The 23,898-nt window shown below is 64.5% G+C and carries 17 protein-coding genes; 14 read left to right on the forward strand and 3 right to left on the reverse strand.

Annotated elements, in window-relative coordinates:
- Positions 1-8: 8 nt before the first annotated feature.
- The 8 genes from ACZ1JV_RS01830 to ACZ1JV_RS01865 all read left to right on the forward strand — a co-directional run bounded on the left by ACZ1JV_RS01830 (position 9) and on the right by ACZ1JV_RS01865 (position 14,756).
- A complete protein-coding gene (locus ACZ1JV_RS01830; RefSeq protein ID WP_465149366.1) occupies positions 9-2,927 on the forward strand; it encodes a glycoside hydrolase family 31 protein in 2,919 nt (972 codons plus the stop codon).
- 229 nt (positions 2,928-3,156) lie between these two features.
- On the forward strand, positions 3,157-4,806 hold the full coding sequence (locus tag ACZ1JV_RS01835) for an alpha-L-fucosidase (protein WP_465149367.1): 1,650 nt from the start codon (positions 3,157-3,159) through the stop codon (positions 4,804-4,806).
- 33 nt (positions 4,807-4,839) lie between these two features.
- Entirely contained in the window at positions 4,840-6,480 is a 1,641-nt protein-coding gene (locus ACZ1JV_RS01840; protein WP_465149368.1) for a DUF5597 domain-containing protein, read from the forward strand.
- A 133-nt stretch (positions 6,481-6,613) separates the two neighbouring features.
- The gene (locus ACZ1JV_RS01845) at positions 6,614-6,928 is read left to right on the forward strand and encodes a hypothetical protein (RefSeq protein WP_465149369.1); all 315 of its coding nucleotides are present in this window, start codon (positions 6,614-6,616) and stop codon (positions 6,926-6,928) included.
- A 1,841-nt stretch (positions 6,929-8,769) separates the two neighbouring features.
- Positions 8,770-10,926: an acyltransferase family protein gene (locus tag ACZ1JV_RS01850; RefSeq protein ID WP_465149370.1), complete on the forward strand. Its 2,157-nt coding sequence runs from the start codon at positions 8,770-8,772 to the stop codon at positions 10,924-10,926.
- On the forward strand, positions 10,923-12,497 hold the full coding sequence (locus tag ACZ1JV_RS01855; protein ID WP_465149371.1) for a GMC oxidoreductase: 1,575 nt from the start codon (positions 10,923-10,925) through the stop codon (positions 12,495-12,497). The genes ACZ1JV_RS01850 and ACZ1JV_RS01855 overlap by 4 nt, the downstream gene beginning before the upstream one ends.
- Before the next feature lie 14 nt (positions 12,498-12,511).
- Positions 12,512-13,282 (forward strand): SDR family oxidoreductase, encoded by a 771-nt coding sequence (locus tag ACZ1JV_RS01860; RefSeq protein WP_465149372.1) that lies wholly within the window; start codon positions 12,512-12,514, stop codon positions 13,280-13,282.
- A gap of 91 nt (positions 13,283-13,373) precedes the next feature.
- Positions 13,374-14,756, forward strand: a complete 1,383-nt coding sequence (locus ACZ1JV_RS01865) for an FAD-containing oxidoreductase (protein WP_465149373.1) — start codon at positions 13,374-13,376, stop codon at positions 14,754-14,756.
- 294 nt (positions 14,757-15,050) lie between these two features.
- Here ACZ1JV_RS01865 and ACZ1JV_RS01870 read toward each other — a convergent pair whose 3' ends face one another.
- Positions 15,051-15,563, reverse strand: coding sequence for a hypothetical protein (locus ACZ1JV_RS01870; protein WP_465149374.1), 513 nt, complete (start codon positions 15,561-15,563; stop codon positions 15,051-15,053).
- A gap of 343 nt (positions 15,564-15,906) precedes the next feature.
- Here ACZ1JV_RS01870 and ACZ1JV_RS01875 point away from each other — a divergent pair, with 343 nt between their 5' ends.
- Both ACZ1JV_RS01875 and yaaA read left to right on the forward strand, forming a co-directional pair.
- On the forward strand, positions 15,907-16,236 hold the full coding sequence (locus ACZ1JV_RS01875; RefSeq protein WP_465149375.1) for a DUF1905 domain-containing protein: 330 nt from the start codon (positions 15,907-15,909) through the stop codon (positions 16,234-16,236).
- A 71-nt stretch (positions 16,237-16,307) separates the two neighbouring features.
- On the forward strand, positions 16,308-17,060 hold the full coding sequence (gene yaaA / locus ACZ1JV_RS01880; protein ID WP_465149761.1) for a peroxide stress protein YaaA: 753 nt from the start codon (positions 16,308-16,310) through the stop codon (positions 17,058-17,060).
- A 24-nt stretch (positions 17,061-17,084) separates the two neighbouring features.
- On the opposite strand, the gene ACZ1JV_RS01885 is transcribed toward yaaA, so the two are convergent.
- Complete coding sequence (locus ACZ1JV_RS01885) at positions 17,085-18,086, reverse strand: GSU2403 family nucleotidyltransferase fold protein (protein ID WP_465149376.1); 1,002 nt, start codon at positions 18,084-18,086, stop codon at positions 17,085-17,087.
- Between the two features lie 161 nt (positions 18,087-18,247).
- On the opposite strand from ACZ1JV_RS01885, the gene ACZ1JV_RS01890 reads away from it, so the two are divergent.
- The 4 genes from ACZ1JV_RS01890 to ACZ1JV_RS01905 are packed head-to-tail and all read left to right on the forward strand — an operon-like array spanning position 18,248 to position 22,828.
- Positions 18,248-19,636, forward strand: coding sequence for a long-chain-fatty-acid--protein ligase (locus tag ACZ1JV_RS01890; RefSeq protein WP_465149377.1), 1,389 nt, complete (start codon positions 18,248-18,250; stop codon positions 19,634-19,636).
- Positions 19,636-21,108 (forward strand): acyl-CoA reductase, encoded by a 1,473-nt coding sequence (locus ACZ1JV_RS01895; protein ID WP_465149378.1) that lies wholly within the window; start codon positions 19,636-19,638, stop codon positions 21,106-21,108. The genes ACZ1JV_RS01890 and ACZ1JV_RS01895 overlap by 1 nt, the downstream gene beginning before the upstream one ends.
- Before the next feature lie 23 nt (positions 21,109-21,131).
- The gene (locus ACZ1JV_RS01900) at positions 21,132-22,055 is read left to right on the forward strand and encodes a LysR family transcriptional regulator (protein WP_465149379.1); all 924 of its coding nucleotides are present in this window, start codon (positions 21,132-21,134) and stop codon (positions 22,053-22,055) included.
- Between the two features lie 26 nt (positions 22,056-22,081).
- Positions 22,082-22,828 (forward strand): SDR family NAD(P)-dependent oxidoreductase, encoded by a 747-nt coding sequence (locus ACZ1JV_RS01905; RefSeq protein ID WP_465149380.1) that lies wholly within the window; start codon positions 22,082-22,084, stop codon positions 22,826-22,828.
- Positions 22,829-22,887: 59 nt separating this feature from the next.
- Here the strand turns inward: ACZ1JV_RS01905 and ACZ1JV_RS01910 are convergent, their stop codons facing one another.
- Positions 22,888-23,892 (reverse strand): cupin-like domain-containing protein, encoded by a 1,005-nt coding sequence (locus ACZ1JV_RS01910; RefSeq protein WP_465149381.1) that lies wholly within the window; start codon positions 23,890-23,892, stop codon positions 22,888-22,890.
- Positions 23,893-23,898: the final 6 nt, after the last annotated feature.

A 23,898-nucleotide genomic window follows, 5' to 3' on the forward strand; every position in this document is an offset into this window, starting at 1 on the left:
ATCACGACATGAAGCAATTCACGATAGCAACCCTGCTGGCGGGCTCCGCCATTGCGCTGATGCCGGCCGTGGCGCTGGCCGCTGACGGCGGCGTGGAGAACGTGCCCGGCGGCGTGGCGGTTACGCCGCAGAGCGGCCCTTCGGACCGCGTCGAAGTGACGCTGCACGGCGACGGCATCTTCCACGTCGTCGCCCATCCGCGCGGCCTTCAGGCCCCGGCTGCCAGCGCCAGCTTGATGGCGCCCAACCCGCCGTCGGCAGGCAAGTACACGGTCAGCCAGACCGCCGGCCACGTGCAGGTCAAGGCGGCCAAGGCGACCGCCGACATCGACCTTGCCAGCGGGCAGGTGCGTTTCCTGGACGCGGCGGGCAAGGAACTGCTGGGCGAGGCGGCCTCCACCGTCTTCACCCAGACTAAGGCGGACGGCACCCCCTACGTCACCGTTTCGCAGCAGTTCAACCGCGGCACCAGCGAAGGGCTCTACGGCCTTGGCCAGCACCAGCAGGCGGTGATGGACTACAATGGCGAGGACGTGCAGCTCGCCCAGCACAACATGGACATCGGCATTCCTTTCGTCGTCTCCAGCAAGGGCTACGGCCTGCTCTGGGATAACGAGAGCATCACCCGCTTCGGCAACCCGGCGCCCTACACGCTGGTTGGTGACAAGACGGGCATGAAGGTGACGAGCGGCGGCAAGCCGGGCTTCACCGCGCGCTATTACCTTGACGACAAGCTGGCGGTGGAACGCCAGGAAACGACGATCGACTACCAGTACCTCGACGATCAGGCGAAGTGGCCGGAAGCGGCCAAGGCCAAGACCGTCGCGTCGGAGCAGGGCCAGAACACTGCCGGCAATGCCGTGCAGACGCAGAAGGTGGTGTGGGAAGGCGATCTCCAGCCCGACAAGACCGGCACGCACAAGTTCGAACTCTACGGCTCCAGCTATTACAAGGTCTATGTCGACGGTGAGCTGAAGCTGGATCGCTGGCGTCAGAACTGGAACCCCTGGTACGCCAATTTCGAAGTGCCGATGACGGCGGGCAAGCCCGCGCACATCCGCATCGAATGGGATCCGAACGCCGGCTACATGGCGCTGCTCCACAACGATCCGCTGCCTGAGGCGGACCGCCATTCGGTGTGGTTCACCAGCGAAGTCGCGCGCAACAAGGATTACTGGTTCATCGCCGGAGGCGACAACAAAGGCGCCGGTGGCGACATGGACGGCGCGGTGGCGGGCTATCGCCAGCTGACCGGCAAGTCGGAAATGATGCCCAAGTGGGTCTACGGCTTCTGGCAGTCCCGCCAGCGCTATGACACCGCGAAGGAACTGACCGGCGTTGTGCAGGAATACCGCAAGCGCCAGTACCCGCTGGACAATATCGTGCTCGACTGGCGCTACTGGACCGACGATTCCTGGGGCAGCCACAAGTTCGATCCCAGCCGCTTCCCCGATCCGGAAGCGATGGTCAGCACGGTTCACGGCGATCATGCCAACATCATGATCTCCGTCTGGCCGAAGTTCTATCCGACCACCGACACGTTCAAGGAACTGGATGCGGCCGGCGCGATCTATCACGGCAATCTGCGCCAGGGGAACAAGGACTGGGTCGGCCCGGGCTTTGCCAACACCTTCTATGACCCCTATTCAGCCAAGGGCCGCCAGATCTTCTGGCGCCAGGTGGAAGACCGCATCGCCAAGTTCGGCTTCGACGCCTGGTGGGCGGACGCCAGCGAGCCCGACATGCATTCGAACCTGTCGATCGAAAAGCGCATCGACACCATGGGCCCGACGGCGATGGGGCCGGCCACGGAGTTCTTCAACTCCTACCCGCTGATGAATGCGCGGTCGTTCTTCGACGGCTGGCGCGCCTTCAAGCCGGACGTGCGCCCGTTCCTGCTGACCCGTTCGGGCTTCGGCGGCCTCCAGCGCTATGGCGCGGCGGTGTGGTCGGGCGACGTGGCGACGCGCTGGTACGATCTGCACGCGCAGATCTCTGCCGGCGTGAACACCGCGCTGTCGGGCTTGCCCAACTGGACGCATGACATCGGCGGTTTCTCGGTCGAACCGCGCTTTGCCGCTGAAAAGCCCAAGGCGGAGGACCTCGACGAGTGGCGCGAACTGAACTTGCGCTGGTTCCAGTTCGGCGCGTTCAGCCCGCTGTTCCGCAGCCATGGCGAGCAGCCCTGGCGCGAGATCTACGAAATCTCGCCCGAAGGTTCGCCCATGCGCGCCTCGATGGTGTGGTATGACGAACTGCGTTACCGCCTGATGCCCTACATCTACACGCTGGGCGCGGACACGTACCAGAACGACGGTTCGATCATGCGCGGCCTCGTCATGGACTTCCCGAACGATGCGAAGGCGCGCAAGGCGAACGACCAGTTCCTGTTCGGCAAGGCCTTCCTGGTCGCCCCGGTCACGACCTACAAGGCGCGCGAGCGGGAGGTCTATTTCCCCGGCGATGCGGGCTTGACCTGGTACGACTTCGCCAGCGGCAAGGCCTATCAGGGCGGCACCAGCGCCACGGTTTCGGCCCCGGCTGAACGTATGCCGCTGTTCGTGCGGGCCGGCTCGATCGTGCCGATGGGCCCGGTCATGCAGTACACCGACGAGAAGCCGGATGCCCCGATCACGCTGGTCGTCTACACTGGCGCGGACGGTTCCTTCTCGGTCTACAACGACGATGGCCGCTCGGAACAATACCGCACCGGCGCGTGGGAACGCATGCCCGTGCGTTATGACGATGCCACCGGCACCGTCTCCATCGGCGCGCGTGAGGGCAAGGGCTATGCCGGCATGCCGCAGGCCCGCACCGTGCGGATCAAGTGGATCGTGCCCGGCACTGCCGTCACCGACCAGAACAGCTTCGACAGCGAAGTGCGCTGGACCGGCAAGGCGCTGCAAGTGAAGCGCCCCAAGCGCTGAGGGTTTGTTTGAAAATTCGCTGAAGGCGAATTTTGCGGCACCGGCCCACGCCCCCACCCGACCACCCACGAGCGTACCCTGATGGGTGGTCGGGCGGGGGAGTGGGCCGGTACCGCGCCGAAAATGCCCATCCGGGCATTTTCCAAACAACGGCCAGGCAAGATTTCAACGGGATCAGGAGAGGGTTTTACACGATGGTCGGCGCAATCCTTCGCAGCAGGTGCAACCCGTGAAGGGGCTGAGGCCGGATCGTCGCCGCTTTCTGGCGGGCGCGCTTGCCGCAGGGGCCTCGGCGCGGCCGCTTGCCGCCGCTGCCGCCTCGACCGGCGCGGCTGCGGGCCCGGTGCAGGCCAGCTGGGCCTCGCTGGTCGAGCACTATCGCTATCCCGACTGGTTCCGCGATGCCAAGTTCGGCATCTGGTCGCACTGGGGCCCGCAGGCGGTGCCCGAGCAGGGCGATTGGTACGGACGCTTCCTCTACATGCAGGGGCATCCGATGTACGAACATCACCTGAAGACTTACGGCCACCCGGCCGATACCGGCATGATGGAGATCCAGAACCGCTGGAAGGCGGAAGCCTGGGATCCGGAAGCGCTGATGCAGCGCTATGTGAAGGCGGGCGCGAAGTACTTCGTCTCGCTCGCCTGCCATCATGACAATCTCGATTGCTTCGACAGTTCGCACCACGCCTGGAACTCGCAGCGCGTGGGGCCGGGCCGCGATATCGTCGGCACTTGGGAGAAAGCCGCGCGCGCGGCGGGGCTGAAGTTCGGCGTTTCCAACCATATCTCGCACGCCTGGCACTGGTATCAGCCGGCCTATGCCTACGATCCCGAAGGCCCGCGCAAGGGCGAGCGCTACGACGCCTACCGCCTCACCAAGGCCGATGGCGCGGGCAAGTGGTGGGATGGGCTGGACCCGCAGGAACTCTATACCGGCCCGCACATGGTCGCCCCTGACGGCATCGATTCCATCGAGGCGATGAACGAATGGCACGACAAGAACGACGGCCAGTGGATCGAAACCGCGCCGCCGGGGGACGAGACGTTCGCGCGCCAGTGGCTGCTGCGCCAGATGGACCTCGTGGCCAAGTATCGCCCGGATTTCTGCTATTTCGACAACTACGAGCTGCCGTTCGGGCAGTACGGCCTGGCGGCGGCGGCGGACTACTACAACCGCTCGATCGAATGGCATGGCAAGATCGACGTGGTGCTCACCGCCAAGCAGCTGAAATCCTACGCCCGCTTCGGGCTGGTGCAGGACGTGGAGCGCGGCTTTACCGACCATCTCTGGGACGAGCCCTGGCAGACCGACACCTGCATCGGCGACTGGTTCTACAACCGCGATCGTTTCACGCAGAAGAGCTATGTCGGCGCGCAGGGCGTGCTGCAGCGGCTGGCCGATGTGATCTCGAAGAACGGCAACCTGCTGCTCTCGATCCCTCAGCGCGGTGACGGCACCATCGATAGCGAGGAGGAGAAGATCCTCGACGACCTCGCCCGCTGGATGGCGGTGAACGGGCAGGCCGTGTTCGGATCGCGCCCCTGGCATACCTATGGCGAGGGGCCGACAGTGCTCTCGGTCGGGATGCAGAACGAGGGCGGATTCAAGGGCTTCGTCGAGGGCGACGTGCGCTTCACCGTCAAGGACGGTGCGCTCTACCTGTTCGCGCTGGCAGCGCCGCAGAAGCCGCTCTCCGTGAAGGCGCTGGGCCGACGCGCGATGGCGCAGGCGGGCAAGGGACATGTGGCAAAAGCCACGCTGCTCGGCAGCGGCGCGCTGCCGTTCCGGCAGGGGGCGGAGGCGATGGAAATCGACCTGCCTCAAGGACTGGGCACGGTGCCGGTGGTGAAGATCGAAGGTCGCGGTGTGGCCTGAACCTAGACGTACCCTAAAGGAACCTAACGCGACATGAGAGGCACCTGGAAGACCGCCACGACCTTTGGCGCGGCCCTCTGCGCCGCGCTTGCCGTTGCCCCGTTTTCGGCATGGGCCGCATCCGACGAGGTGCCCCATATCGTCACCCGCGATGGCCGTCATGCGCTGATCGTTGATAGCGCTCCCTTCCTGATGCTGGGTGCTCAGATCAACAACTCCAGCGCATGGCCGGCGACGCTGCCCAAAGTCTGGCCGATGATGGCGGCGATGCACGTCAACACCGTGGAAGTGCCGATCGGCTGGGAGCAGATCGAGCCCGAGGAAGGCCGCTTCGATTTCACGTTCGTCGACCAGCTTCTCGAACAGGCCCGCGCGCAAAATGTGCGGCTGGTGCTGCTGTGGTTCGGCACCTGGAAGAACACCAACCCGCAATATGCCCCGCGCTGGGTGAAGCTGGACAACGCCCGCTTCCCGCGCATGCGCCGTGCGGACGGCACCCTGCATTACGCCCTCTCCCCCTTCGGCAAGGCGACGCTGGCGGCGGACAGCAAGGCCTTTGCCGCGCTGATGACGCATCTGGCAGAGGTGGACCGGCAGAACACCGTCATCATGATGCAGGTGGAGAACGAGGCCGGCTCCTACGGCCTCGCCCGCGATCATTCGCCCGAAGCCAATGCCGCCTTCGCCGCGCCCGTGCCCGAAGCCTTGCGCAAGCGCCTTGGCAAACCCGCCGGCAACTGGACCGCGCTGTTCGGCCGCGATGCCGAACTCTATTTCCACGCCTGGCAGGTCGCCAGCTACATCGACAAGGTGGCGGCGACGGGCAAGGCGGTGAAGCCGCTGCCGATGTACGTCAACGCCGCACTGCCGAACGACCCGTTCACCTGGCAGGATCCGAACACGTACGCCAGCGGCGGCCCGGCCAATACCGTGATCGACGTCTACAAGGCCGCCGCCCCGCACCTCGATCTGGTGGCGCCGGACATCTACAACCCGAAGCACAAGGCCTATCTCGGCTTCCTCGACGCCTATCGCCGCACCGACAATCCGCTGTTCGTGCCCGAGACCGGCCACGCCCCCGAATATGCGCGCCACTTCTTCGCGGCGCTGGGCGGCGGCGCGATCGGCTGGTCGCCCTTCGGTATCGACCCGCTGCGCTATCGCCCCAGCCTGCCGCTGGCGTCGAAGCTGGATGACGAGGCGATTGCGCCTTTCGCGGCCAACTACGCCCTGTTCGCACCGATGGCGCGCCTCTGGGCAAAGCTGGCCTTCGAAGGCAAAGTCTGGGGCGCGTCCGAACCCGAAGACCCCGCCGATGGCCACAAGCAGGTGATCCCGCTGGGCAAGTACGTCGCCACCGCCAATTTCGGCAACGGAGACTTCGGCCCCACCGACCCCAAGGGCAATGCCAAACCCACGGGCGGCGTCGCCATCGCCGAGATCGGCCCGGACGAATACCTCGTTACCGGCTACTTCGCCCGCGTGGAATTCGCGCTCGCGGACCCCAAAGCCGCCAACCTGATCCTGGACCGTGTGGAGGAGGGCACTTACGACGCCGCAGGCAAGTGGCAGTTCCAGCGCGTATGGAACGGCGATCAGGTGGACTGGGGCCTCAACTTCACCGCCGCCCCGCAAGTGCTGCACGTGAAGCTGGCGACTTATCCGATCCGGTAGCGGGCCGTTCGACGCGCTGCCTATCGGGCGCATATCTTTCGGAGGCAACATTCGCATCGCAGACCGTGTCGTTTCGCCATAATGATGGGTGCTCGCCGATCGCTGGTGACACGGACAGGACTGAAAACTGCCTATGATGCGCTTCCCCCGCAGCGGAACAGTGGCCATCGCGGCGGCATTCCTGATCGCCGGTATTGCGATCGGGTTAGCAATTCCCCGCCCGGCTCAAGTGTCTCCGCCCGGCCCTGCAGGCAGCGACCGTCTGCGTCCGCCCCATTCCCAATCGCCGGCAAGAAACATGTGGTCTCCGGATATCCGGCACGATGCCTATGTTCTGCAAGAGCAACAGAAGATCGTGGACGCGCTTGAGCAGCAATGCCGGATGACCGGGAAGGACTGCAAACTGGCTGAGGCTGCCCGGCAGACGCTGGACAGGAACTCGAAATAGAGCCGGCAACGCCGCTCTCCCCTTTGACCTTGCGACTTCCGCCAGGTTGAAGGGGGCAAATGACCTGCGGTGCTACGCAACACCTTTGCGCCTCCACGTCTCTGCGTGTGTCAGTCCCTCGTCATCCCAGCGAAAGCTGGGATCGCCATCGGCCTCACGCGATTGCGAGACCGATCCCAGCTTACGCCGGTTGAAAGTGTCCGCTCTCTTGGCTTTACAGCGAATTGCGGCCGTGCCGGATACGCCGACATTGCGGACGAATGTTCAAACTATTTCCTAAAACGGCCCGCGAAAACCGATGGTGCAAATAACGCAGCCCGCTGTGACGAACGCGATGTACGGCAAGGTTAAAATGGCGCGAACCAATGCCGAGATTGGTAATAGCCAGATGCCGGAAAGCCCCATCGCAATGAAGAGTAGAAGCGCCATAAAGTCCGTATGCGGCCAGATTTTAGGGGCCCCATCGACCAAGTGTAGATATGGGATAGTGAGTGCAACAGGGCTTGTCACAAGGAGCAAGCCCATCGCCCAAGGGCCGCGAAATAGATCCAGCGATCGCACGAAACGAATTCTCATAGAGAAGGAATTGCCCTCTCTTTTCTATTCGCGCAATGGATGCATTCCTCGGCAAAGGGGAGCGGCAGATTTTCAGGATTTTAATCTGAAACCTGCCTTTCCGGACACGCCAACGTTGCTGACTTTTGAATTCGGTTTGACCAGGCCCATGAAGTTGCTCAGGACACTGGAATTGAGCTTCTGATCGGCTCTTTCCGTGGCTGAGCCAAAACACATGCCGAAAATTTAGGGAGGAAATATTGTTATTTTTTGGGCTCATAGGCGCCATTTTCCTCTCCTTGAGTTTGCATGCAGTGAAGAGCGGGAAAATTTTCGTCAGAAATAGATTTATATCTAAATACGAAGATGGAGTGAGTTTTGTTGTGTATTTGGCGACATACATAACGTGCTCTATTTTCATTGCTCTATTAATCATTAATCATTATGCAAGCGCATAATCTCGGTATAAATCTCCGTGCCTTGCAATTTTTCCGCCGGGACAACAATTCTCAACAAGGAAGCCCAGTTTGTCGCCGCCCCCCTTGGGCCTGACCTGCTCCTTGGGGCCGCTGTCCCCGACAAAGCGGAATGGCAGATTTTCAGGTTTTTAATCTGAAACTTGCCTTTCCGGACACGCCGACATTGCGGACATATTCGAAGCTGGAATACAGACCGAGGGCAACGGCAAAATATGAGGCGAATATTGAAAATCCCCGGGAAGCCCTCACGAACCATTGAACAGGTTTGGTTTTTCCTTGCCGGATCGATGCCCATAGCTGGTCTTGTCCTCGGTGTCTGGGCGCTAGCTCGGGGCATGTTGGATTGGACTGGTGTCGCAATAACAACAGGCATGACGTTGCCGCAGACTCTGATCTTCCTAGGCATCGGTCTTTTCTACCGCTCACTTCGTAAGCGTAAGCAATCAGTGTTTGACGATTATCAGAATACGCTGCGCGCGCTTGTGTCGGCCGACTGACGTCCGCTTCCCCCGACATTCCGGTCATAAAGACGGCGCTTCCGGCGCACCAAAACCTGCCCTTCCGGACGCGCTGCCATTGCGGAGAGTGCTACAATCCATCCCCAACCTCTCCCGCTGCGGGAGGGGCGTTCCAGCGCCCGCGACCAAGTTCAGCCACGCCCGCGTGTCGGTCCGAAATCAAAGGGCAATTCGGTATATCCGGAAAAACGACACGGCAGTTTTAGAAATGACGTTGGCGAACCGCCTGCCGGTATAGTTCGCGGGAGCCAGTGGCTCGCAGCCGCCGCGAACGTGAGTGATGCCGTCCATGGGCCAAGCCGTCTGTCCCGAGGTTTCCAGTACCGCTCCCGGATCCGTGTGGCGTGCGGCGCGTCCGGGCAGGGACGGCGCGGCGGCGAGCGGGCGGCATCTTGCCTATCGCCGGGAAATCGACGGGATGCGCGCGATCGCCGTGCTGGCCGTGGTGCTTTTCCACTTTTCCGTGCCGGGCCTTCGGGGCGGGTTCGTCGGCGTCGATGTGTTCTTCGTGATCTCCGGCTATCTGATCGGCGGCCTGCTGGTGGACGAACTGGCGCAGAGCGGCAGGATCGACCTGGTCGCCTTCTACATGCGCCGCATTCGCCGGTTGGCGCCCGCCTTCTTCGCAATGGCCTTCTGCTGCTGGATCGTCGGCTGGTTCGTGCTGTTGCCTTTCGAATACCGCAATTTCGGAAAGGAACTGATCGCGTCGAGCGTCTGGGCCTCCAACGTGCTGTTCTATCGCGAGGCGGGGTACTTCGACATCGGCGCGGAGAACCGCGTGCTGCTGCACACATGGTCGCTCTCCGTGGAGGAGCAGTTCTATGTGTTTCTGCCGCTGTGTCTGATGCTGGTGGCCTCGCTGCGCCGGAACGGCAGTGCGATCACCGTCTGCGTCGGCCTGCTGTGGGCCCTGTCGCTGGCCGCTTGCGTGCTGCTGACGCCGGCGCATCCCACGGCCACGTTCTATCTCTTTCCCTACCGCGCGTGGGAGCTTTTGTCGGGCGTGCTGGTGGCCTTGGCGCTGCGGCATCCGGGGCTGAAGCTGCGCGCGCGCCTCACCCCGGCGCTGGCTCTTTCGCTGTCCGGGGCGGGGCTGGCATTGGTGCTGGTTTCGATCGCAGTGGTTCGCAGCGCCGGTTTTCCGGGGTGGCAGGCCCTGCTTCCAGTGGTGGGAACTTGCGCTCTGCTTGTCGGAACGGCGGGTGAGAGCCGCAACCGGGTCGCCGCAGTGCTGGCCAACCCGGCGATGGCGTTCATCGGGGTGATTTCCTATTCGCTCTATCTCTGGCACTGGCCGGTGCTGATCCTGTCCCGCTATTGGCGCGACGGCTATCGATCGCCCGGCGAAAGCGCGGCGTGGCTGGCGCTGGTCTTCGCCCTCTCGGTGCTCAGCTGGCGTTTCGTCGAGCAACCGTTCCGGCGCGGGCCGCATCCCCGCCCGGTGAAGCTGCTGGGCGGAATGGCGCTGGCGGGCGGGTTGGCCGTGGCGCTTGGCTTCGTGATCTGGAGCGGCAACGGCCTGACCGACCGGTTCAACCCCGATACGCGGGTGCACATCACGGCGTCGAGCGGGTTCCTGCAGGATACCAGCCGCTGCAGCCAGGCGGCCGAGGGGCCGCTGGCGGGCATCACCACGTGCGCCATCGGGCCCGAGGGGCCGCCGCAAGTGCTGATCTGGGGAGACAGCCACTTGCGCGCGCAGATGGATGGGCTGGCGCTGGCCGCGCGCGAGGCGAAAAGCCCCGGCGTGATCATCTGGCATGCGGGATGTCCGCCGCTGTTCGGCATCGCCAAGCAGGAAAGCGCCGCAACGCCCGACGAAGACCGCGCCTGCCTGACCGACAATCTGCGCATTCGCGATGCCTTGCGGCATTTCCCTTCGGTAAAGCGGCTGCTGCTGGTGGGCCGCTGGAGCTATTACGCCGACGGGATCGGCGTGGGGCGCGATGCCAACAACGTGATCCGGCTCTCGCCCGTCGACGGTTCCGGCCTGCCTCAGGGCCGGGGCGGGGGTGAGGGGCAGGGGGCGCTGTTCGGGGCGGCGCTGCGCATGACCATCGGCGAACTGGCGCGCGACGGCTATCAGGTTTTCCTGCTGCGGCAGGTTCCCGAGCTGCCGTTCTACAGCAGCCCCATCGTCGCGCGGGAGATGGCGCATGGGCGGCTCACCGCCGAACAGGCGCGCCGGCTTGCCACGGTGTCGCTGCCCGATGCGCTGGCCCGCCAGCGTCTGGCCGAAGATGCCATCGATCCACTGGTGGCGGCGGGCAGCGTGCGCCTGATCGATCCCTGGCCGCGCCTCTGCGCCGCGCAGTGCAGCGGGATGCAGCGGGGCGTCTCGCTCTATTTCGACAACAACCACATGACGTACGCCGGCGCGGTGGCATTGCGGGACCTGTTCCTGCCGTTCCTTTCGGGCGATCGGGCGGGGAAGCGCACATGATCGACGATCTTGTCCAGCGGCACTGGGACGTCATCGTCATCGGCACCGGCGTGGGCGGCGGCACGGTGGGCAGGCGGCTGGCGGAGCGCGGGCTCTCGGTCCTGTTCCTGGAAAAGGGGCGCGCCGGCCATCGGCGCGAGGAGAACGCGCTGTCCGGCGCGGAAATTTCCGATCCGGTGGCGCGGCTGACCCGCGGCGCCTGGCCCGATCCGATCCGCGTGCGGATGGGCGACACGCCGGGCGGCGCGGAACACTCCTTCCATCCGCCGATCGGCGCCGGGGTGGGCGGGTCTTCGGTGTTCTATGCGGCGACGCTGGAACGGCCCGAACCGCATGATCTGGACCACAGTGCGGAACGGCCGCACCCGACGCAGGGCTGGCCGGTCAGCTTTGCAGAGATGCTGCCGTGGTACGATCAGGCGCAGACGCTTTTCTCGGTCTCGGGGGAGGCCGATCCGCTGGCCAGCCATCCCAGCCCGGCGCTGCGGGCCGGGCCCGCCATCGCGGCAGGCGATGTGCGGATCATGGACCGGATGCGCCATGCGGGCCTGCATCCCTACCAGCTTCACAGCGCCGTGCGCGGGGGGGAGGGCTGCGGCAACTGCCTTGGCCGGAAATGCCCGCGCGTGTGCAAGATGGACGGGCGCTCCGCCGGGGTCGAACCCGCGCTGGCCACGGGACGCGCCGCCCTTGTCGATCGCTGCGACGTGACCGCCCTTAATACCGACGACGACGCGGTGCGGATCGTCGAGGCAAGGCGCGAAGGCGCGGTCCTGCGCTTTTCCGCAGACCGCGTGGTTCTGGCGGCTGGGGCGCTTTCTTCCCCCCGCCTGCTGCTCAATTCGCGCGCCGAGCGATGGCCGGACGGGCTTGGCAACCGGGCCGGGCAGGTGGGGCGCAACCTGATGTTCCACCTGAACGAGATGTTCGCGCTCTGGCCCCGGCGCGCGGAGCGATATGCCGAAGCGGCCAAGTCGGTCGGCTATCGCGATCTCTATTTCGTGGCGGGGGAGCGTTTCGGCATGGTCCAGGCCATGGGCCTCAACGCCGGAGAGGGGGAGATCCTGCATTATCTGCGCCAGCGGCTCGCCCGGTCCGCCTTGCGCCGGGTGCCCGGCGCCGACCAGCTCGTCCGCATTCCCGCCGCGATCACGGCGCGCGCGCTGGGGCAGGCGAAAGTCTTCGTCGGGCTGATGGAGGACATGCCCTATGCGGAAAACCGCGTGCACCGCGATCCCGAACGCCCCGACGACATCGTCATCGACTATCGCTTCACGCCCGAACTGCACCGCCGCCGCCAGCAGTTCCGGCGCCTGATCCGCACCAGCCACAAGGGGCAGCGCATGGCGTTTCTGACGCACCAGCCGGAGCTCAATTTCGGGCACCCCTGCGGCACCTTGCGCATGGGGCGCGATCCCGCGACCAGCGTTGTGGACCGGGACTGCCGGGTCCACGGCATGCGCAATCTGTGGGTGGCGGATGCCTCTTTCATGCCCACTTCGATGGGGGTGAACCCCAGCCTGACAATCGCCGCCAACGCGCTGCGCGTGGCCGACGGCATGGTGGCATGAGTGGGGGTGGCAGCATGAGCACGCCGGAATTGGCCGTCGTCACCGGTGCGGGACGCGGGCTTGGCCGCGCGCTGACGCTCAGGCTGCTGGCCGGGGGGCACGATGTCGTCGGCCTTGGCCCCTGCGCGCAGAGCCTGGGCGAAACCGGCGCGCTTGCGGCCGGGCCGGGCCGCTATTATCCGATCGCCTGCGACGTTGCCGATATCGACGCGCTGCGGCGGACTTTCGCCGCGATCCGCGATCTGGGCGCGATCACGATCCTGATCAACAATGCCGCCGTCTATCCGCGCCGCGACTTTCTGGACGAGAGCATCGAGAGCTTCCAGCACACGCTCGCCGTCAATTTCGGCGGCATGGCGGCCTGCTGCCGCCTTGCGCTGGATGACATGGTGACGCGCGGCAGCGGCAGGATCATCAACGTCACCTCTTTCGCCGATATCGCGCCGCTGCCCGCCAGCAGCGCCTATTCGGTGTCCAAAGGCGCATCGCGGCTGCTGACGCGCGCACTGGTGGCCGATCTGGCCGATCGCTTCCCCGGCATCGTGATCAGCGACTGGGCCCCCGGCGCCCTGCGGACGCGCATGGGCATCGTCGACGGCCTCCTGCCCGAAGTGGCGGCGCAGTGGGGGGTGGAACTGGCCCTTTCGCGCGATGCCTCTTTCAACGGCACTTTGTGGGAGCGCGACATGGAAATGCTGCCGCCGCAGTCGCTCAAGCGCCGCCTGTTCAATCGCCTGACCCTGCGGCCTCCTGCGCGGCCGAGGCGGCTGGCCAGCGCGGCCTGATCGGGAGAGCAGGACAGGGCCAGCGTTCTGACCTTGGCCGATCCCGTTGTCGTGGTAAGAAGGCTTGTGCAGTCATCATCACGGGGCCGGCATGACCGAACGCTTTGACGCCATCATCGTGGGGGCCGGTCAGGCGGGGCCGGCGCTCGCGGGCCGCCTGACCCAGGCCGGCATGACCGTGGCCCTTGTCGAGCGGCGGGATGTCGGCGGCACGTGCGTGAACACGGGTTGCAAGCCCACCAAGACGATGGTCGCCAGCGCCTATGCAGCGCACCTTGCCCGCCGGGGCGCCGAGCTTGGCGTCAACACCGGGGCTATATCCGTAGACATGGCAAGGGTGGCAGAGCGGGCGCGCAAGGTGATCCTGGATTCGCGCCATGGCAACGAGCGCTGGATTGCGGGGATGCCGGGCCTCACCCTCATTCGCGGACACGCACGGTTCGAAGGGCCGGGCGTGATCGGGGTAGAGGGCCGTTTGCTTTCGGCCCCCCGGATATTTCTCAACGTCGGCGGGCGCCCGGCGATCCCTGACCTTCCCGGCGTCCACGACGTGCCGTTCCTGACGAACGCGGACCTTATCGGCATGGACAGCCTGCCCGCGCATCTTGTGGTCGTCGGCGGCAGCTACATCGGTCTTGAATTCGCGCAGATGTTCCGGCGGTTCGGCAGCGAAGTGACGATCGTGGAAATGGGCCCCCGCCTGATCGCCCGCGAGGACGAGGATGTCTCGGAGGAAATCCGCAGGATCCTTGAGGCCGAAGGCATTGCGGTGCGCACATCGGCAACCTGCATCAGCCTCGCCCCGGATGCCGGCGGCGTTTCGGTGGCCGTGGACTGCAGTCAGGGGGCGCCCACCGTCCTTGGCAGCCATGTCCTGCTGGCGACCGGAAGGCGGCCCAATACCGACGATCTGGGCCTGGACAAGGCAGGCATCGCCACCGACGGGCGCGGCTATATCGTGGTGGACGATGGGCTCGCCACCAGCGCGGAGGGCGTCTGGGCGCTGGGGGATTGCAATGGGAAAGGGGCATTTACCCACACGGCCTGGAATGATTACGAGATCGTCGCGGCCAACCTGCTGGACGGCGGAAGCCGGCGCGTGAGCGACCGCATTTTGGGCTATGCGCTCTATATCGATCCGCCGCTTGGGCGGGTGGGGATGACGGAGACGCAGGCCCGCGCCAGCGGCAGGCCTCTGCTCGTTTCCCGGCGCGCGATGGCGAATGTCGGCCGCGCGGTGGAGAAAGCCGAGACTCTCGGCTTCATGAAAATGGTGGCCGACGCCGATACCCGCGAAATTCTGGGAGCGGCCATTCTCGGAACCAGCGGGGACGAGGCGATCAGCGGCGTGCTGGACATGATGAACGCCGGCGCCACGATCGACGCGCTGCAATGGGCGGTGCCGATCCATCCGACGGTTTCCGAACTTCTTCCGACATTGGCGGGCGATCTGGAGCCGGCGAAGAGCGGCTGAATGGTGGGAGTTGAGGAACGGGCGAGTTGGCCTGAAGAGGTGATGCGGCTGGAAACGCAATTGACGGAGACAATTTTTGTGAGTGAAGATCCAGATTGGTGGTGGATCAAGGGTAGGCGTTACATAACGGCAGCAGTATTAATAATATACACTACTGTTTGGATGACCAGATTTATTATTGAGAACTGGTGTTAGTTATTAGAAGATACATTTAAAATTGAAGGTCGCGAGAGGGTGAATCGATATTGTCGACACTATTTATAATGCCATATGTTAATTAAAAATTATTTTATGTCACATGTTTTTAATTTTTCTTGCGAGATACGTTGCTGTCGCGTGTCTACAGCCTGCCATTGTGATTTGACAGCCAAATACAGCCGTAAACATCAACAATGCAAATAGAGACCAAAATTTCATATGGTAAAACTTATTGTTTAGGCTGACGCGAATTAGAAAGAATATCGCGGCGCTAAACATTGAGCCGCCAATTAGAAGAGAAGTGACATAATCGCGATTTAATATCGATCTGGTGTGCTTGACGAAGATTGCATAGATGATGAATTTCTGACTTGGATTTAGCTGACCGAATGCAATGACGTCGTCTCCTTCACGCAGATCAGGAAGGTTTGGCGCGTCATTCCAATCGTGTAATCCTGCGGCGAATTCCGATGGAGTTCCTTTCAGTTTGAATGAAGCCACAGATGTCGGACGCCCTCGCTTTGCAGGCCTGCTAAATGCTTCCAGGCCGCAAACAAAACCCCGCTTACTTACAATCATGACCGTTCCTTTTGGCACAGCCTGGTTCAACTTTGACCAGCCGTATCATTTTGCAGAGGTGTGACAAGTCGCCACCGTCTTTCCGATGCGCGACCCGCCCGAACGATACTTTTTCTAGGCAGAAGAATTCTAAGTGTGTCCGGAGTGGCAACATGGGGCGTATGCGGAATGGCCGCAATTCGCTGAAAAGTCGTGAGAACGGACGCTTTCAATCGGCGTCATCCCAGCGGAAGCTGGGATCGCTCTCGAAATTGCGCAAGGCCGATAGCGATCCCAGCTTTCGCTGGGATGACGGGGCGCGGGGATGACGACAGGATTTTCTCCTGCCTTGGCGCGACTGTCGCCCGGTTCGGAATTGCGATAGGGTGCCGCCATGCAATCCGGCAAGGCACCGATCGCGCACATCGCCTTTGTTGGTGCGGTCATCGAATGGCGCGGTCCGGCTCCGTTCTTTTTCGTTGCCGTGCCGGACGACCGCGTGGGCGAGATGCGCTATGCGGCCCGGATCGCGAGCTATGGCTGGGGCGTGGTGCCGGTTCGCGCGGTCGTGAACGGCAGCGCCTTCACGACATCGCTGTTTCCCCGGAATGACGGCTATCTGCTGCCGCTGAAGGCCGCCGTCAGAAAAGCCGGCGCGATCGGGTTGGGCGACAGAGTGACGGTCGAAATCCAGGTGATCGCAAAAGCCGGGTTCGAGGGGTAGAGGTCGCACAACGCCGGAAGAATGGCGGCCGAGGTTTGACGCATAAGCCCGGTCTGGCTACCGCCTGCGCCATGATCGTTCTGCTTTCTCCCGCCAAGACCCTGGACTTCGAACGTACGCTGCCGGAACTGGCCGCCACGACGCCGCATTTCACCACCGAAGCGCGCGATCTCGCCAAATCGGCCGCGAACCTTTCGCAAAAGCGATTGGCGGAACTGATGCGCATCTCGCCGCGTCTGGCAAAGCTCAATGCAGACCGCTTCCGCGATTTCGCCGACTTGCCCGAGCGGCAGGCGCTCTATGCCTTCGCGGGCGATGTCTACACGGGTTTCGAGGTGGATACGCTGGATGAGCCGGCGGTCGCCTTTGCGCAGGACCATGTGCGCATCCTGTCCGGCCTTTACGGATTGCTCCGCCCGATGGATGCGATCCGGCCCTATCGGCTGGAAATGGGCACCCGCTGGGCGCCGCGCCACAAGAAGCTGACCGACTGGTGGGGCGATCGCATTGCCGCGCTGCTGCGGAAGGAAGTTGCGGACGAGGGATCGGGCGTCGTGCTCAATCTGGCCAGCCAGGAATACTTTGCCGCGGTCGAGGACAGGCTGAAGGGGCTGCGCGTCATCCATGTCGATTTCCGCGAGCCCGGACCCAATGGCCCGCGCTTCGTGAGCTTCAATGCGAAGAAGGCGCGCGGCATGATGGCGCGGTGGATGTGTGAGCATCACATTGCCGATGCGGAGGCTATGCGCGGGTTCGACAGCGACGGCTATCGCTTCGATCCGGAAGAGAGCGACGCCGACAATTGGCGCTTTACGCGGGCCTGACCCGCGTTTCGCGCGCCCTGGCTTTTACCAGGCCGCCGGTAATCGGGTGCCGCCGCTATCTTCCCATTCCCGGTAGTGGGGCATGAGTTCGTCCGGGACCGATGCGGCGAAGCCCTCGTCCAGCGGATAGTGCGGCATCGCTTCCGCCACCGCGTCCAGCAGGGCCAGCCCCTGCACGCGGTCCTTCGGGCGCTTGAGCGGATTGCGCTTGGCCTGCGCGGCCATCCATAGCTTGTGCAGCGCGAACCAGCGGGGATCGGGGGCGACGATGCGCGCGGGCGAACCGTCGCGGCAGCCGATCACCTGATCGACCGGGCGGCCCAGCAGCAGCCATTCCTGTTCGGGCAGCGGCACCGGGCGCGGCTGGTCCCGCCCGCCCAGCGTCGCCGCGCGCGAGGGGGCCACCAGCAGTTCCACTTCGTAGGCGCGGGCGTTGCGGGCCTGAAAGTCACGCTCCGCATTCACGGTGAAAGTGGAATCGACGGCTTTCAGCATGTCCCACACGCGGCGTTCGTTCTCCTCGGCCGCTTGCGCGACCCAGGCGAGGTCGAAGTCCTCGGTCTCGTCCGGCAGGTCGATCCTGCCGTTCGCCTCTATCATGTAGGCGGCGATGGCATTCGTGCCGACCACCAGCAGGTGCGATCCCAGCAGGTCGCGCCGGTCGCATTCGCGCAGGATCGGCCCGGCATCGGAAGAGAGCAGCGGCAGGCGCAGCGCGCGGTAGAGCGCCGCCGCTTCCGCCAGCGCCGGGCGCAGCGTGCGCACACGCTCCTTCAGCGCGGTTTTTTCGGCGTGGTAGCTGTCGAACTGCGCTTCCAGTTCGGGCGTCATCGCGCCCAGGCTCTTGCCGTTTCCGCCCCGGTCGAAGATGCGGTAGAGGTATTCGCGCCCGTTCACCGTCTTGCGCCGCAAGTCGTAGGGCAGGGCGGCAAGATCGCGCTCCGCCGCGATCCATGTCTCGTAACGCTGGCGCAAGTTGACCAGCAGGCGGGATTGTTCGTCGGAAAAGGGGCGAACGCGCGGCATGGCGGTGTTTATCCCACGATTTTAGCAAATCGTCAATTTGTGGGATAAATGGGCCCGAGCCATTCGAAAATCCTCTGGCTGCCAGAATGCCTTTGCCCGTTCCGGCAGAGCCTTCGCCCGCATAGGCTTTCCGGCAAGAACACCGGGAAGAGGATTTGCCAATGTCGATCAGCCTGCTGCCGGACAATCCGGCATCCTGGACCTATCGCCGGTTCGAGGATCTTTTCGCGATCCCGCGTGAGGAGCGCGAGGCGCTGCAACTGGAAGCCGTCCGCATCACTTTCGCGCGGTTGCGGAACCGCATTCCGGCGCTGAAGAAGCTGGCGGACCGGCAGGGCGTGGAAGCGATCGACCGGATCGAGGATGTGCTGCCGGTGTGCTTCGACCACCGGGTGCTGAAGAACTATCCGATCCAGATCATCGAGAACCGCGATTTCGCGAAGCTGACCGGTTGGCTGGACAAGCTGACCGCGCACGATCTCACCCGCGTGGACCTGACCGGCGTGACCACCATCGAACAGTGGCTGGCGCGGCTGGAAGCCTATGGCATGCTGGTCACCTATTCCAGCGGGACGACCGGCAAGCTGTCCTTCGTGCCGCGTTCCTATGACGAGCTGGGGCCGTGGAAGTACCACTTCTTCAGCGTCAACCGCGCGTCCAGCGGCGTCGATGCCTGGACCACCAAGCTGCCGACGTTCTTCCCCGGCTATCGCGGCGGCTATCAGACGATGCTGAAGATGATGAGCCTGTTCAATGTGGAAATGGCCGGGGGCGAGGCGAACTATCACACGCTGTACGACACCCACATTCCCGCCGACCTGATGGCGCTTTCGGGGCGTTTGCAGGCGGCAGAGGACCGGGGCGAGGTGATGAGCCTGGGCCTCGACCCCGCGCTGCTGGACCAGCGCGAGGCGATGCTGCGGCAGGGCCGCACGCGCGAGGCGGATATGGAGGCGTGGTTCGGCAAGCTGATCCATGACTTCCGCGGCCAGCGCATCAAGATCGGCGGTACGTTTGCAGACCTCTACCGCGTGGCCAAGGCGGGGCTGGACAAGGGGCTGACCTGCCGGTTTGCGCCGGGCTCGATCGTCGAGGGTGGCGGGGGCATGAAGGGCTACAAGGATGCGCCCGCCGATTGGGAGGATCAGGTGAAGGCCTTCTTCGGCGTCGATCGACTGGGCAACCAGTACGGCTTTTCCGAATGCATCGGCAATGCGCCGATGTGTTCGCACGGCTATTTCCACTTCCTGCCTTATACCGTGCCGCTGCTGATGGATGGTGAGGGGCAGGCGCTGCCGCGCGAGGGGGTGCAGAAGGGGCGGCTGACGCTGGTCGATCCGATCCCGACATCCTACTGGGGCGGCTTCACTTCGGGAGACGAAGTGACGATGCATTGGGACGACGATTGCCCCTGCGGCTGGGGCGGCCCGCGCGCTGCCAAGACCATCCGCCGCTTTGCCGAGAACGAGGGCGGAGACGACAAGATCACCTGCGCCGGATCGCAGGCGGCCTACAACGAGTTCATGGAATTCGTGGCGGGAGAGGCGTGATGGTTCTCGATATCCCGATCATCGCGCGCGGCCGGGTCTTGATGCCGGGCGAGGATGCGGTGCTGTTCAAGGGGCGCGGCGGCGCCGATTTCCGGCAGGCCGATCCGCACCGGCACATCCACGATCTTGTCCTGGGCGATACCGCGCGGCTGCGCGATCTGCACGATACGCCGATGCGGGAGATCATCGACCTGCTGGCCGAACTGGGCACACGTCTGCGGCTGGACGACAACGAGCTGCTTCAGGAAAGCTTTGCGCTGGCGCTTTCGGCAGGCGGGCTGGCGGAGCCGATCCTGCGCGGTGTCTATGACGCGCTGCCGGCGATGTTCGATCCCGCGATGATGACGGGGCTGGTGGAAAAGACCATTGGCATCGACCATCTCGACGGGTGGGTCGCCGGGCAAGGCGCCTACGACAACACCAGCATCCGCGCCGTGGGCACGCGGCAGCTCCACATTACGGCGGGCAATGTGCCGGTGGTGGCGGCGATGACGGTGGCGCGCGCGGGGCTGACCAAGTCCGACATCCTGATCAAGTCCCCCTCCAACGATCCGCTTACCGCCAATGCCATCGCCCGGACGCTGATCGGCCTGGCGCCCGATCATCCGGTGACGAAGCACATCGCCGTCGCCTACTGGAAGGGCGGAGACGAATTCATGGACTCGCAGATCGTCCGCACCAGCCGCATCGACAAGATCATCGCCTGGGGCGGGATGAGTTCGGTGCGCCACATCCAGAAGTTCCTCCAGCCGGGCATCGACCTGACCGCGCTCAATCCCAAATATTCGATGTCGATGGTGGGGCGCGAGACGTTCGAGAGCGACGCGGCGATGGACGAGGCGGCGGTGGGGCTGGCGACTTTGGCCGGCTTCTACAACCAGACCGCCTGCGCCAACACCCGCATCGTCTATGTGGAAAGCGATTGCGACGATGCCTCGCTGGACAAGGTGATCGATCTTGGCCGCCGGATGCTGGCCGCCTACGACCGGCTGCCGCCGCTGCTCTCCGTGCCCTTCACTGCGCCCAACCGCGAACTGGAGGCGGAACTGGCCGCCGTCGCGCTGGAGGACGATTTCTACCATGTGGAGGGCGATACGCTGAAGGGCGGCTTCGTGGTCTCGAAGTTCAACGACCGCGTGGAATTCTACGACAAGCTGGCCAACCGCGTGGTCAACTTCGTGCCGGTGGACGATCTGACGGACGTGCTGAAATGGTGTGATGACACCACGCAGACCGTGGGCATCTATCCCGAGAGTATCCGCGCGCGTCTGCTCGATCTCTTCGCGCTGGCGGGGGTGCAGCGGCTGGTCTCGCTGTCCGGCGGCGATCCGATGACGGTCTATGCCAATGCCCATCACATGCCGCCCGGATCGCCGCATGACGGGATAGAGCCGATGCGCCGATCGGTGCGCTGGGTGGTGGACATGCGGCCCGCGCACGATGGTGTGGCGCTGGGGCTGGCGGCGGAATAGCATCGGTAAGGCATGGACACCGCATGGACACCGCCCACCTCAAGGCCTTCCTGAAGATTGCCGACAGTGCCTCGATCAGCCGCGCGGCGGAATCGCTGGGCATTGCGCAGCCATCGCTCAGCCAGCAATTGCTGCGGCTGGAGGACGAGATCGGCTTTTCGCTGTTCGAGCGCACCGCGCGCGGCGTGACTCTGACCGAGGCGGGCCATGTCTTCCGCGAACGCGCGCGGCAGATCCTGCTGGCGACCGAGCAGGCCGTGGCCGATGCCCGCCACTTGCGCAACGATGCGCGCGGGCAGGTGGTCTTCGCCATGCCGCACTCGTTGGCGCGCGTGATCGGCGCGCGGTTGATCGAGGAACTGGCGCAGCAGGCGCCTTCCGTCCGGCTGCGTCTGGTGGAGGCCTATTCGGGTGCGGTGCGCGGCTGGCTGGAAACCGAGAAGATCGACCTTGGCGTGCTCTACGAAGTGCATCCGCTGCGCCATCTGACCACCCGCACGCTGGCGAGCGAGGAACTGGTGCTGGTGGGGCCGGCGGGACGCTTTGGCGCGGATGCGGAGGTGGAAATTGCTGCGCTTGCGGATGAGCCGCTCGCCCTGCCCGGGGCGCAGCATGGCCTGCGCCAACTGCTTGAGCGCGAGGCGGCGCGGCTGGGTGTCTCGCTGCCGGTCGCGTACGAGATCGACTCGCTGGACACGACCGTGACGCTGGCCGGGCGCGGGGCGGCGCTGACGGTGCTGCCGCTGTCGGTTGCGGTGGCGGCAGGGGATCGGATTAGCACGGCACGTATCGGCGATCCGCCGCTGCGGCGGACGCTGGCGCTGGCCCGCAATCCCTCCCACGTGCTGACCCATGCCTCGATCATGGTGGAGAGCCTGCTGTGCCGCGTGATGGCGGCCTGCGCGGCGGAGGGGCTGTGGCGGGCCGAAGTCACCGCCGAACGCTAGGTCGAAGGTGAAGAGGGGAGAAAGCAATGAGTGACGGCGTTCTGGCCGGCAAAGTGGCGCTGGTGACGGGCGCGGGGCGCGGCATCGGCCGGGCCATCGCGCTGCGGCTGGCGCAAGACGGCGCCCGGCTGGCGGTCCACTACAGCGGCAGCGAGCAGGGCGCGGAAGAGACGGCGCAGGCGATCCGCGAAGCCGGGGGAGAGGCGATCGTCGCCCGTGCCGACATTGCCCGGCGCGATGAGGTGAAGGCGCTGTTCGCGGCCATCGATCGGGCGTTCGGCCGGCTGGACGTGGTGGTCAACAGCGCCGGCGTCAGCGGCGGCGGATCGCTGGCCGAACTGGACGAGGCGCAGCTGGAATGGATGCTGGGCGTCAACTTGCGCGGGCCGCTCTATGTCGCGTCCGAAGCGGCGGTGCGGCTGGGCGAGGGCGGGCGGATCGTCAATCTCGCCTCCAGTCTGGGCGAATTTCCGATGGCGGGATCGGGCATCTATTCGGCCACCAAGGTCGCGCTGAAGAGCATGACCGAAAGCTGGGCGAAGGAACTGGGGCGCAAGGGCGTGACGGTGAACACCGTGATCCCCGGCGCCACCGCGCCCGGCATGATGGACAAGGCGCCGGAAGCTACGCGTGCCTTTTTCGAGAATGCCTCTCCCTTCGGCCGGATCGGCACCGCGGGAGAGATCGCCGAAGTCGTCGCCTTTCTGGCCAGTCCGCAGGCCAGCTGGGTTTCCGGCGCGCATATTCTGGCGAACGGGGCGGCGAACACCTGAGACTAGGATTCTGACTTTGGGCCGCGACATTCGCGCGCCGCGAATTGTGAAACCGTTTCTCAAAAATCGCCGGTATTGCCGAAGAAGGCGTTGAGGAACGCCTTGCGCTCGGCCGACGGCGGGCCGGCGAAGCCCCGGATGTGTTCGGGCAGGTGGTCCGCCATCCGGTCCGCTTCCTCGTCGAAGACAAAGCGGTCGAACCAGTGCCGCCATGCCGCGCGGTGCTCCGGCGGAAGGTCGCGCAGCGCGGCGATCGTCTGGAACAGCGCCCGCATGCCCGATCGCGCGCCTTCGGGCGCCCACCAGTAGTTGACCATCACGTTGACGCTCTCCAGCGCGGTGATGCTGTGCCACCAGATCGCGGGGATATAGATCACGTCTCCCGGGCCGAGTTCGGCCACTTGCGCGTGTTCGAGCGCCTCGGCGAAGCGGGGGTATGCCTCCAGATCGGGATTGTTCAGGTCCACCATGCTCACCGGCGGGCCGGCAATGGTGAAGTGGAGCGGGCCGAGGTAGAGATTGTCCAGCTGCTCGGGCGGGAACAGCACGAACTTGCGCCGCCCGGCCACCACGGCGGCGACGTTGGATGTCTCGTCCATATGCGTCGTCACGTGGGTGCGGTTGCCGATCCACAGGCGCGGTTCGGCGTGGGCTACGTCGATCGGCGGGCGGTGCGTCTCGTTCCATTGCCGCAAGTAGTCCCCGGCGAGCACGCCGCCGACATAGGCGCTGTCCGCATCGGCATTGCCGCTCACGCGGATCAGATGGCGCAGGAAGCCGGTCAATTGGCCTTTCCGCACCTGGAAATTGTGCCCGGTGATCCCCTCGTTGTAGAAGAACCGGCCCTTTTCCTCACGCGGGCCGATCATCACGGCCAGTTCGCGGCCATTGTCCATGGCTTCCAGCAGGTCTGCCAGTGCGTCGGGCGACTGGCGCGCCTTCTGGACGATCGGCCAATCCTGCATCTGGCCCCGGATCACGACGGGTTGGTAGCTGGCTTCTATCCGGGCGCGGAATGCCTCGACCGGGATCGGCCCCTGAATTTCTGCCACCGCGCGCAACATCGCTCT

The sequence above is a fragment of the Novosphingobium sp. BL-S-19 genome (assembly GCF_055521675.1).